Annotated in this window: 12 protein-coding genes and 2 pseudogenes; 4 read left to right on the forward strand and 10 right to left on the reverse strand. The window is 32.4% G+C overall.

The window, feature by feature from the left end:
- Positions 1-10 precede the first annotated feature (10 nt).
- Positions 11-133: an XdhC family protein gene (locus tag ABFR62_10130; protein ID MEN8138777.1), complete on the forward strand. Its 123-nt coding sequence runs from the start codon at positions 11-13 to the stop codon at positions 131-133.
- A gap of 9 nt (positions 134-142) precedes the next feature.
- On the opposite strand, the gene thpR is transcribed toward ABFR62_10130, so the two are convergent.
- Both thpR and ABFR62_10140 read right to left on the reverse strand, forming a co-directional pair.
- Entirely contained in the window at positions 143-703 is a 561-nt protein-coding gene (thpR, locus tag ABFR62_10135; GenBank protein MEN8138778.1) for an RNA 2',3'-cyclic phosphodiesterase, read from the reverse strand.
- 77 nt (positions 704-780) lie between these two features.
- Positions 781-1422 (reverse strand): NlpC/P60 family protein, encoded by a 642-nt coding sequence (locus ABFR62_10140; GenBank protein MEN8138779.1) that lies wholly within the window; start codon positions 1420-1422, stop codon positions 781-783.
- A gap of 552 nt (positions 1423-1974) precedes the next feature.
- Here ABFR62_10140 and ABFR62_10145 point away from each other — a divergent pair.
- From ABFR62_10145 to ABFR62_10155, 3 genes are all read left to right on the forward strand, one after another.
- Positions 1975-2961 (forward strand): dihydroorotate dehydrogenase-like protein, encoded by a 987-nt coding sequence (locus ABFR62_10145; protein ID MEN8138780.1) that lies wholly within the window; start codon positions 1975-1977, stop codon positions 2959-2961.
- Positions 2962-3360: 399 nt separating this feature from the next.
- Positions 3361-4608, forward strand: a complete 1248-nt coding sequence (locus ABFR62_10150) for a tyrosine-type recombinase/integrase (protein ID MEN8138781.1) — start codon at positions 3361-3363, stop codon at positions 4606-4608.
- A gap of 313 nt (positions 4609-4921) precedes the next feature.
- Positions 4922-6352, forward strand: coding sequence for a Fic family protein (locus tag ABFR62_10155; protein ID MEN8138782.1), 1431 nt, complete (start codon positions 4922-4924; stop codon positions 6350-6352).
- Positions 6353-6798: 446 nt separating this feature from the next.
- Here the strand turns inward: ABFR62_10155 and ABFR62_10160 are convergent.
- From ABFR62_10160 to ABFR62_10195, 8 genes and pseudogenes are all read right to left on the reverse strand, one after another.
- Positions 6799-7560, reverse strand: a pseudogene (locus tag ABFR62_10160) (IS5 family transposase).
- 30 nt (positions 7561-7590) lie between these two features.
- Positions 7591-7731 carry a hypothetical protein gene (locus tag ABFR62_10165; GenBank protein ID MEN8138783.1) on the reverse strand — a complete coding sequence of 47 codons (141 nt, stop codon included), beginning with the start codon at positions 7729-7731 and terminating at the stop codon, positions 7591-7593.
- 299 nt (positions 7732-8030) lie between these two features.
- Positions 8031-8315 (reverse strand): hypothetical protein, encoded by a 285-nt coding sequence (locus tag ABFR62_10170; GenBank protein ID MEN8138784.1) that lies wholly within the window; start codon positions 8313-8315, stop codon positions 8031-8033.
- A gap of 177 nt (positions 8316-8492) precedes the next feature.
- Positions 8493-8894: a CBS domain-containing protein gene (locus ABFR62_10175; GenBank protein MEN8138785.1), complete on the reverse strand. Its 402-nt coding sequence runs from the start codon at positions 8892-8894 to the stop codon at positions 8493-8495.
- 112 nt (positions 8895-9006) lie between these two features.
- The gene (locus tag ABFR62_10180) at positions 9007-9354 is read right to left on the reverse strand and encodes a P-II family nitrogen regulator (protein MEN8138786.1); all 348 of its coding nucleotides are present in this window, start codon (positions 9352-9354) and stop codon (positions 9007-9009) included.
- Positions 9344-10132 carry a DUF1538 domain-containing protein gene (locus ABFR62_10185; protein ID MEN8138787.1) on the reverse strand — a complete coding sequence of 263 codons (789 nt, stop codon included), beginning with the start codon at positions 10130-10132 and terminating at the stop codon, positions 9344-9346. The genes ABFR62_10180 and ABFR62_10185 overlap by 11 nt, the downstream gene beginning before the upstream one ends.
- A gap of 15 nt (positions 10133-10147) precedes the next feature.
- Positions 10148-10891, reverse strand: a complete 744-nt coding sequence (locus ABFR62_10190) for a DUF1538 domain-containing protein (protein ID MEN8138788.1) — start codon at positions 10889-10891, stop codon at positions 10148-10150.
- Positions 10892-11086: 195 nt separating this feature from the next.
- A pseudogene (locus ABFR62_10195) lies at positions 11087-11420 on the reverse strand (transposase).
- Between the last annotated feature and the right edge of the window lie 218 nt (positions 11421-11638).

Genomic DNA, 11638 nt, shown 5'->3' on the forward strand with positions numbered 1-11638 from the left:
ATCAAATGGGATCACATCACAACAACTAAAAAAAGTAGATGCCCCGATAGGGGTACAGATAAACAGTCATACACCCGATGAAATTGCGGTAAGTATTGGAGCTATGATAATAAGAGTTAAGAATGAAAATTAAAAATCATCTTTATTTCTCCAACTTATATTCTGCCAAAACCTTATATTCAGGTCCACGCTGAGTAAGTTTACTTTCAAAAAAAATAATTTTGCTTATCGTATTACTCTGAAACAAAGTATCATTATTTTGTTCTATAAGTTTTTCAAACTCCGTTTTTTCGTAAATCAACTTAATCCTGGCTAATGTTAAATGTGGTTTAAACGGTCTTTGATCTGTTTCTATACCAATTTTTCCGAGTGCTTTGTTTATGTTTTCTGTTATCCTTTTACTGTTCCCATTGTCATCAATATCCATCCATAATGCGGTAGGTTTCTTTATGTGTCCAAAGAATTTCAGCGTTTGTATTTTTGTGTCAAATTTCTTTTCATCTTCCAAAATGGATTTAAGTACATTTTTTATTTTTTTAACGGTATCAAAGTCTGTATTTCCGATAAATTTAAGAGTAACATGGTAGTTTAAGGGATTCACCCATTTAATAGAGCTTCTCCATAATTTTTTCTTCAGGGAGTCAATAAATTGAATAGTCTTTGCTTCGGTGCTAACCTTATATGCAATAAAAACCCGTTTCATACAAACAGATGTTATGGTTCTCTTACTGGTATAGGTATATTTTTAAAAGTATACCTGAGTATTTATTTCATTCCCTTTTACTTAAGGTCTTCTTTTGTGTTCTCTTTTTCTTTGACAGGAATGCTATCACTTTCTTCGTTTTCTAATTCTTGATTGATATCAAATATCCTTGTTCCATACAGAAATTTATCGTTCCAATAATATGGGTCGTCTAAATCTATTATTTGTACACCTTTCATTGATGATGTGTGTATCATTTTTTTATCACTAATCATGAAACCGGAGTGAGTAATTACAATTTTTCGATTTTTTGATTTATACGAATTTACGAAAAAAACCAAATCGCCTTTTTGTAACCTGGTCTTGTCCGAAATGATTATTCCGTATCGGGCCATTTCCTGCGACCCATGAAAATTCAAATTAATACCAACGTCCCTGAAAGAAGCCAATAGTAATCCGGAGCAATCCATACATTTTTTTTTGCTTCCATCGCCGCCCATACAATGTGGAAAGTTAAGATACTTTTGAGCAGCATTAATTAATTCATCAGGTGTTATGTTTTTAGTGTCGAAAGCCAGCTCAATACCCTCTGATTTAAATGTCTCCAATTTATTTTTTGTTTCACTGTCTGAAAATTTTGAGACAGATTTTTCAAATTCGCTTTGCGCAAAAACTGAGGACGAAATAAATAGGAATAGTACAACAATGTAACTTTTCATGCGTATAAATTTTAAATTAAGGTCACATGGTATCCCCATTTATTCATCTCCTAGTTGGAGCAAAGCTTGCTATATATGGGGGTTTCATGGTGATATTTCTTATATACTTATCTTTTATATCCGGATATAATTTGTTCTTTAATCAGTCACACGTCTTAGCGCGGCAGGTATGGAACTCGCAAATTACTTTGCCTAAATGCTTTTTGACAGCATAATCAGTATCCAATAATAGTAATTTTAATTGAATATAAAAAGAGGAGGGAGGATTACTACGCTATCATTCGCAGATCTAATTAATATCAAATGCATTATGGTATAATAAAGTTGAACAAGCCTGATTTAGGTAAATTTTACATAATAATAAATCTATTATTCTCGATAAATTTAAATATAGATTTTAAATAAGGCTATTGAAAATAAGTATTAAACAGAGCTTACATCATAAAATTTTAATGATTAATTTGATGTTTAGAAAATGCTGTAAGTTTCTATTAAAGATTTACAAATAGCTTTTTTTAAGAATAAGAACAGTAAAACAAATTTATTATCACTATGGCTAATTTAATGACAAAATATTTAGGACTGGAACTTAAAAGCCCTATAATTATAGGAAGTTCGGAACTTAACAACTCAGTTGACAGAATAAAAAAACACGCAGCTGCAGGCGCAGGAGCAGTAGTTCTAAAATCCCTATTCGAAGAGCAGATTCTAATGGATATTAATGCTGAACGTCTTAATAATATATATGATACTTATGATGCGGTTGAGGAACAATTAGGTTATTATCTAAAAAAGAATACAATAAGTAAATATACATCTCTCATAAAGGATGTAAAAAAAGAAGTAAATATACCCGTGATTGCAAGTATAAATTGTGCTACTTCTGAAGAATGGATCGATTTTGCAAAAGAGGTTGAAAGAGCCGGTGCTGATGCGATAGAAATTAATATGTTTATTTTGCCGGCAAATACAGAACAAAAGGGTAAAGAAATTGAGAAAATATATTTCGATATTGCCGAAAAAATTACATCAACGGTTTCAATTCCTGTATCGTTTAAAATTAGCCCATATATTTCAGGCCTGGCTAATTTTGCACAAAGTCTTTCCTATACAAAAATTGATGGATTAGTTCTTTTCAATAAATTTTATACACCAGCTGTAGATATAGAAAAGGAAGCAATAGTCGCAGGTTCGGTATTTAGCAATCCTGAAGATAACAGTATGCCTTTGCGATGGATTGGAATATTGAATAATAAAGTTGATTGCGATTTAGCTGCCTCTACTGGTGTTCACACAAGTAAAGATGTAATTAGCAACTTACTTGTAGGAGCAAATGCTGTACAAATGGTTTCGTCGGTCTTCAACAATGGTTCGGAGCATATCGATAAGGTTCTAAAAGAACTATCGGCATGGATGGATAAAAAAGGATATAAAAGTATAGATGAATTCAGAGGAAAACTATCTCAAAAAGGAGTGAAAAATCCAATGGTATTAGAACGCGTTCAGTTTATGAAGTATTTTTCTGATAGTGGATTGTAATAAAGTTAACGCATCTATATAACACTAAGACCTCGGCATAAGCTGGGGTCTTAGTGTTTTCGTAACGAGTGATAAACGTTGCCGTGTTATGAGTTTTATTTTCATCCCTTATATCTTCGTGGTCCCTCACTTTGTAATTTTTTGTTTTTCATTCACTAACGTATATATTCGTTTACGACGTTACTGAAAACAAAAAATCCCAAACACTTTCGTGTTCGGGATTTTTCTTTGCGGAGAAGGAGGTTATGACCCTCAGAACACTCTCTGTACCTCAATTACCTATAAACTCTACAAAAACAGCGTTTTTGCCCCAATTTTATCACTTATTTATAGTATTAAATACCATCTAAATATATCTTAACTGTCAACTAATCTGTCAACCGTTTTATATAAGTTAAGATGCGATATACATTCAATTTAAAGAGTCCTAAATCAAATAAAGAAACACTGATAATGTTTTCTTCTTTTTTCAAAAATGAAGGCAAGAAATTTGTTTATTCTACAGGTGAGAAGATTCATCCTGAAGAATGGGATTTTAAACTTCGTCAGCCAAATAATACTACAGGGAGATCCACTCAAGCAGACAATCATAGAACCATAAAGAGGCAACTCGACCGCTTTGGAGACTTATTCATCAAAATTGTAAACAAATATAAAGATGTTGATGAGGAAATTACGATTGAACTTGTGAAGGAAGAAATAAACAAGTCATTAAAGAAAGTAGAATCTAACGCAAACAACTTTTTTGCTGTATATGATAAGTTTATAAAACATAAGGAAGAAGATAAATCAGATGCTTCAAATTCCATAACTACTATTAGACGGTACAAGTACAATAAAACACTTTTAGAGCAATTTGAGAAGCACTCTAAATCAACATTACATTTCAGTAAGATAAACAACAATTTTTATAACTCATTTTTAGATTACTGCATCACACAAAAAGGTCACTCTGCAAATACGTTACGAAGAAATATAGGCTTACTGAAAACCTTCCTAAATTGGGCACTTGAAAATAAGTTTACGTATAAAATTGACTTCAAGAAATTCAAAACTCCAAAAGGACAAGTGACTGATGAAATTGCGCTTACGTTTGACCAGGTTAAAGAAGTTTATGAATTTGATTTTTCTGATAATACCAAACTTGAACGTGTAAGAGATTTATTTGTCTTGGGCTGCTCTACCGGAATGAGAATAAGCAACTACTCAAAAATAAAGAGTAACGATATTGTAGGTGGATATATTATTGTGCATGACAGAAAGAATACCGGTAAACAATTGCGTGTTCCTTTAAATGATTTCTCCATAGAAATACTTGAAAAGTACAATTATGATTTACCTGTGTACTCTACTCAAAAGTTCAATGAGTATATTAAGGATGTGTTTAAAGCTATTGGCTATGATAATACAGTGAAGAAGACTATACGTATCGGTTCTGAAGTTATTGAAAAAGATTATCTGTTTTATAAGCGTATTTCATCTCATACTGCTCGCAGAAGTTTTATTACTATTATGAAGAATAAGAAGATTCCTGATAAGGTAATAATGGAGTTTACCGGACATAAGAGTTTGGAGGTTTTTAATAAGTATTATAAGCCTAATGATGATGATAAAAAGGATTTTATGAAGGATGTTTGGAAGATGTAACTTGTAAAATGGAATTTTAAAACTTACTGTATTATTATATTTAGTATATATGGTATGTAAATTCAGTGCTAGTGTAAATGTATTTTACCCCAAAAATACATTGATAAACCATTTTTAACCTAATGAAACTAAAATTACCCTAGTAAACGTATAATGAATGATTTTTGCATTAAATAATGCGATTTTACCCCTGATTCAATAAAATAAACTATTTTTACCCTTGCGAAACTAAAATTACCCCAGTAAATAGACGAAAATGAAAAAAATAGGTTTTACATGGCTTCAGGAAAAACTAAACATCCAAGGTTTTAGGTTGACACATGAGTCATACATAGGAACTACTGACAAAACAGAGTTAAGTTCAACAAATGCTATTATACGAACATTCAAACCTAAATATGATGTCAGTATTGATACTTCTATGTATCATTTAGAATTTGCTTTAAAATACGATGATTTGAATCTGGCTTTTGTTAAAGAAGTATTTGTCAAAGTTGGTCATAAAACGATATCAGACTTCATTAATATAAATCCGAATAGAAAATATACAAGAATTATAGGGTATCTATATGAGTTTACCGTAGGAGAATCAATTGAAGTTAATATAACTACTACTAAATATGAGGATCTATTAAATTCGTCTCGATATATAACTGGAAATATTACAAAAATATCTAAGTGGAAAATAAACGATAACCTTCTAGGACAAGAAAAATTCTGCCCAATAATCAGAAAAACTACAGAACTCAGTGAGTTACTTGATTGGAACATTGGAGAAGCAATTGAAAATTTAAAACAAGAATATTCTCCAAAAATTTTTAAACGAGCTAGCTATTACCTTTATAAAAAAGAATCAAAATCATCTAGTGAAATTGAGAAAGAAGAGCCTTCACAGGATAGAATGGAAAAATTCATTTCTTTACTGGAAGATGCAGGACAAAAGTCATTTGAAGAATCATTGTCTGAAAAGGAATTGGTTCGTTTACAAAATGCTATTGTTGATGTAAGATATACAGATGACGGGTTTAGAGACTTCCAAAACTATGTTGGTCAAACAATGAGAGATTATTCTCAGAAAATACATTATGTATGTCCTCCACCTCAATTTGTAGAATCTCTAATGCAAGGGATAGTTGGCTTGGATAAAAAAAACACATCATCTGAATCAATTATAAAAGCAGTGATGGTATCATTTGGTTATGTATATATCCACCCATTTGAAGATGGAAATGGAAGAATTCATCGCTACCTTATTCATGATATTCTAGTACGTGATGGTATTGTGCCAAACAGTACAATACTACCCATTTCGGCACAGATACTTGCAAACATGGACGAGTATGATGATACTCTAGAGCTGCTTTCTAAGTTGATTGGGAGAAAAGCAAAATATGATATAAATGACTCTGGAGAAATGACGGTTAACAATGCCTCTGAAATTGAAGCGTTATACCGATTTCCTGACCTTACTAATCACACTATATTTTTAGCAAGAGCTATACAAACAACTGTTAATAAAGATGTTCCTGAAGAACTACTTTTTCTTCAATACTACGATGAACTTAAAAATGAGATTCAGAATATAGTAGATATGCCAGACAATAAAGTCGATAGAATGATATTATTCCTTCACCAAAATAAAGGCAAGCTATCGAGTCTTAAACGAAAGTTTTACGAAGAACTTAGTGATAACGAAATTGAACAAATGGAAAAAGTCTACACTCAAGTGTTTCAAAAGGAATAGTATAATTTAAACAAACGAGTTAGGGATCTTTTTGTGTTAGGATGCTCTACAGGTATGAGCAATAAGTAATTACTCAAAAATAAAGAGTAATGATATTGTAGATGGATATATAATTGTTCATGACAGAAAGAATACCGGTAAGCAACTGCGTGTTCCTTTAAATGATTTCTCCGTTTAAATAGGCACTTTCAGAGGTAAGCCACTTTTGACTAAAAACACACTTAAAATCCTCTAAATATCAAGTGTGTTTTTTATATGGCTATGTTCCTTTCACTTTTTTCTGATTTTCACTCAAAATTAGGCATACCTATCCAATCATACTTGTAATTCTATTTTCTAAATTTTAGGCTACTTGTTTTTCTTCAAATTTTCTATCTGCAATTCGCCGTCCTATTTCTAATGCATTTGCAGTGTGGATTCCGAAAAAGATCCAGAGCTTTTCGGTTTTAGCAGTCTTTGCTTTTATTTTTTTTAGATGATAATGTTCTTTCTACTTTAAATCTAGTTTTGCCTATAAGTTTATTAAACTTTCTTTCCCACTTTGTTAACGGCTTATTCTTTTTTGCCTTTTTCAAGATATGGTTTTTTAATTTTTTCTTTTTTAGTAAGTCATTATTTTTCTTCGATTGATAACCTTTATCCGCCTTGAATGCTATGCCTTCTGGTAAATCAGCCGAATCTATTACTTCTTCTAAATTTGTTATTTCATTAACACTCGCCTTAGTTGTTACCACGCCAAGCACTAGGCCTTCTTCATCTGTAACATGATGCTTTTTATATCCAAAATGAAATTTGCCTCGCTTTTTTAACCATCCTCCTTCTTTATCTACGCTCTCGGCATACTCTTTCTTTACCTCTATTTCTTGGTTGTCTTTTCTGTCTTCTGTAGCCTTATGAATTGTTTTTCCTTTGAGACGAAGAGGAGTATCTATTACACTTGCATCTACTATTGCTCCACTCTTTACTATTATATTTTTAGATTCTAGTTGGTCATTGATTTTTTTGAAAAGCTTCTCATAAGCACCTGATTTTGTCATCGCTGTTCTAAAACGACTTAAGGTGCTATGATAAGGTGCTGGTTCTTCAATATTGAGACCACAGAAATAACTAAAAGATAGACTGTCATTTACTCTGTCTTCCACTTCGTAATCGCTTAAACCGTACCATGTCTGCAAAAGACTCATCTTAAACAAAAGCAAACCATCGTATGATGGCTTACCACTAGCACTTTTACCCTTTTAATAATGTAAATCTATAATTGAACTTATTAATCTCCAGTCTAAAAGAGAATTTATTTGCTGGAAAAATTGAATCTTTATCTTTCTTACTCTTACATCACAAACACTGTCTGCTAAGGATGGCTCTTTGTACTTCTTCATAGCTCTAATTTACTATAAACAGTAGACTTAAACTAAAATTAGGAAAGTTTAATTAGACAGAATATTTATGTTTTTTACGCTTTGCCATGCAACGGTCTTCATTTTCTAAATGGCAGAAACTCTCAAACTCGAAACAACTAAAGCGCATGATCTATATATGATATTAGCCTTTCTTTATACTTTTTCATATACGTTTGCTTACTAATTCAAAAAAACCATTTCTGTTTTATTTTCAATTGAATAACCATCAAAACCCAATATGTTTAATTTCCATTTGTTTTTCTTCTTTCGTTCATTTATTAATTGTGATCTTTACTACTCCTACTATAATAATGAATTGGATTTTTACAATTTCCTTTATGAGCCATAAAACCAAATCCCCTATTTACACTTGAGCTTTTTTTATAAAGGATATATTCACAATTATCTATTACCAAAATTTGTAGATCATGAATATCCATTTCATTAATTAGCTGCTCAGTTTGTAATTCTGCTTCATTAACTTCTTTCTCTTGTGTTTGTGGTTGGCAGGCAGTGAATAAAAAAAGTAGTATTGCTGGTATAATATATTGCTTGTGTCTCATATGTTATTATTTAATTAGTTTATTCATTTTTTAATTTTGACTTGCTTGTTAATCTTAAGATTGTGAAACTTTCAATACCTAAACTTTGCGAACCAATACTAATTCAATTTTTTGCAGATTATATAATTCTTACTATAGAAGTAAAGGCTTAAATTAAGCTTCCACTAATTTAAAATATTAGAATAGTAAGTTGTCCAAAATCAAATCAGACAAAGAAACTATTCCGATAAGCTCGCCATTTTCTTCAACCGGAGCCATCCTGAGTCCAACTTTCATCAGCAGATTTGCAACGTAGCGTACGTCCATATTAGCCGGTACGCTTATCACGGGCTTGGTCATTATCTCAAAAACATTAACCTCCTCTGAAATTTTGTCAGAAATAATGACACCTTTAATGAAATCAGGAACGAGTACAATTCCATAGGCATCTTGTTGGTGTCTCTTTTTAACGATTAAAGCTTCAACTTTTTCTTGACGCATTAATTCAACCGCCTCCTTTGCAGTAGCCATGCCATCTACGAAAACTATCTCTTTCGTCATGACATCCTTGGCACTTTGAAAACTTCTTTTTGTATCCATGTTTACTCTTTTTTTTAGTTACTTCCAATAAGTAAATTTATTAAAAAGCTAATTGCAGTAACTAACTCTTTTTAGATTCATGTAAATATGAGGAATCTTATATTTATTTGCTTTAGAAATATTTGTCTCGAGCCTGATCTTTGAATTTTTTCATTTGAGATGCCAGCCCGGCTATATGTTCTACGGGTAAAACAAATGCAATGCCCGTACCCGGTTTATCAAAATTTCCCGCCAACTGTATGACATTCATAAGGTTTTCTACAACGTGTTCTTCTACAAGAAACACAATGATTTCAGTTTGTTCCTCAATACTAAGTCCAAAAAAGGACTTTGCTTCATGCATTCCTGTACCTTTACCAGGAATAACAGTAGCTCCGGTAGCCCCAGCTTCTTTCATTGCATCAACCACAGCATCAGTAAAGTTGGGTTTGACAAAGGCTATAAGTAATTTAAATTGCATCTTTTATATTTTTATTTTTAAACAATCGTTTTTTCAATTCTATGAATTGTGCATATCCCAAAACTGCAATAATTGGGAATAGGCTTGCAAATGCGATAAGCCCAAATCCGTCAACGGCTGGGTTTCTTCCTGGTACCGTGCTTGATAGTCCTAATCCGAGCGCAGCTACCAACGGAACAGTTATAGTTGAAGTAGTAACTCCTCCTGAATCATAGGCTAAGGCAATTAGTTTTTTGGGTGTAAAAAAAGTCTGAACGATTACAAGAAGATATCCTACCATAATATAGATAAATAATGATGTTCCGGTAACAATTCTAAATGTTCCAAGTGCCAGTGCAAAAGCCACTCCGAATGCCACTGTAATTCGAAGCCCCGTTTGGCTTATTGTTCCAGCCGAAACCTCACTAGCTTTTATTGCAACAGCAATAAGTGAGGGTTCAGCAATAGTAGTAGAAAAACCTATTGATGCAGCAAAAATATAAATCCAGTAATACGAACGCCAGTTTGACGGTCCACCTAATGAGGTGCCAATAAAGTCCGGATCGGATAATTGAGTGGCCATGATTTCCCCTACAGGGAAAAGTGCTTTTTCTAATCCCATTAAAAAAAGTGTAAGTCCAAATAAGATATAAATCCCTCCAAGAATCACTTTTTTAAGATGTGGTATAGGTTGTTTTAGCACTACAAGTTGAAAGAAAATAATCACAATTAAGATAGGTAATATATCTTTTAGTGTAGAAAACAATACCAAAATAAAATCCCCTAGTAAATCATTCATTATCCTATTTATTTTTTAAAACCAAAATAAGCCATATCCCATCACAAAGATCATTGGTAGAAGGGAAGCAAATGCAATCAGACCAAAACCATCTGTTAACGGGCTTCTTCCCTTGATTACAGTAGCAAGTCCAACCCCTAGAGCCGTTACCAATGGAACAGTAATCGTTGAAGTAGTAATTCCTCCGGCATCATATGCCAGACCTATGATCTCTTTGGGAGCTATTATGGTCATCAACATTACCATTACATATCCACCGATGATTAAATAGTGTAAAGGCCAACCCTTAAGAATTCGTAATACTCCAATAACAATAGCAAAGCCAACTGAAAAAGCCACAGTCAATCGCAATCCAATAGCATATTGATCCATCGTTTCTTGATTATTTTCAATTAAACCCGCGGCAGAAGATATTATCGAAGCTTCCTTTGCCACAGCAATTAAGGCCGGTTCTGCTATTGTTGTAGAAAAACCAAGGGCGAAGGAAAAAATCAAAAGCCATATAAGGCTTCCCTTCTTTGCAAATGCGTAAGCCATAGTCTCACCAATTGGAAATAACCCAATCTCCAAGCCTTCAACGAATAACATCAATCCCACTATAACAATTAGGAAACCGAATATAACTTCTCCAATTTGAGGAAATGTCTGCTGGATAACAAAACTCTGAAAAAAAACAACTACCACAATTATCGGAATCAGGTCTATAAGTGCAATTTTTAATTTATTCAGTACGGTTATGATGTGATATTTCCAACTCACTATTTTTTCTTTTTTCAGTGTCTTGTGAAGTTACAAAATACAACTAAAATTATTGAATAAATCATTATATATTTTATGACACTAGTGTCCACTTAAAACAAACTGAGTGCCAACTGATTATGTTCGAGTTCTTTGACGATGATTGTAAACCACACATATAAATAATTCACTTACAGGTGTTTGCTACAATAATTAAACACCTAAAATCTGTAGAATTTTGTAGGTTGAACACTTTAATTTTAAATCATCTCCAATAATTGCAACAAGGCAATAATTAATTATTGCAGTATAAATTTGGATTCTGACAGCATTTTCTGATGTTCCCCAGAATGATTTCACTTTTAAATGTTGCTTAATCCATTTGAAGAATAATTCTACTTGCCAACTATTTTTATACAATAGAGCTACCTGTTCTGCTATTAAATCCATGTTGTCTGTCAAGTAAATAAATGTGCGTTTACTTTCAGAATCATAGTATTTGATTTTTTCGTATTTTTTCAGGATGATATTGAGAGATATAGAACCCCGTAAACTTACCAATTTGGTCAACTTTAACACCGTTTTCCTTATTTACCTTTTTAGAATACATTCGTCTAAATTTCAAATTTAGACTTTGCTCTAGTGTCGGTTCACAAGCTGAAAATGACGTTAATTCCTGTGTCACAGATTTGACACAGTCTTTAAAACGAAACAGCCGAACTATCAGTGTTTACTGATGTTCGGCTGTTTTTGGCGGAGAAGGAGGGA

The sequence above is a fragment of the Bacteroidota bacterium genome (assembly GCA_039714315.1).
Lineage (GTDB): Bacteria > Bacteroidota > Bacteroidia > Flavobacteriales > JADGDT01 > JADGDT01.

Excerpts from the sequence above, each read along its gene's own strand:
- ABFR62_10175 (MEN8138785.1), bottom strand. The coding sequence starts at position 8,894 with ATGGATACAAAAAGAAGTTTTCAAAGTGCCAAGGATGTCATGACGAAA.
- ABFR62_10185 (MEN8138787.1), bottom strand. The coding sequence starts at position 10,132 with ATGAATGATTTACTAGGGGATTTTATTTTGGTATTGTTTTCTACACTA.
- ABFR62_10145 (MEN8138780.1), top strand. The coding sequence starts at position 1,975 with ATGGCTAATTTAATGACAAAATATTTAGGACTGGAACTTAAAAGCCCT.
- ABFR62_10165 (MEN8138783.1), bottom strand. The coding sequence starts at position 7,731 with ATGAAGAAGTACAAAGAGCCATCCTTAGCAGACAGTGTTTGTGATGTA.
- ABFR62_10180 (MEN8138786.1), bottom strand. The coding sequence starts at position 9,354 with ATGCAATTTAAATTACTTATAGCCTTTGTCAAACCCAACTTTACTGAT.
- ABFR62_10170 (MEN8138784.1), bottom strand. The coding sequence starts at position 8,315 with ATGAGACACAAGCAATATATTATACCAGCAATACTACTTTTTTTATTC.
- ABFR62_10140 (MEN8138779.1), bottom strand. The coding sequence starts at position 1,422 with ATGAAAAGTTACATTGTTGTACTATTCCTATTTATTTCGTCCTCAGTT.
- ABFR62_10150 (MEN8138781.1), top strand. The coding sequence starts at position 3,361 with ATGCGATATACATTCAATTTAAAGAGTCCTAAATCAAATAAAGAAACA.
- thpR (MEN8138778.1), bottom strand. The coding sequence starts at position 703 with ATGAAACGGGTTTTTATTGCATATAAGGTTAGCACCGAAGCAAAGACT.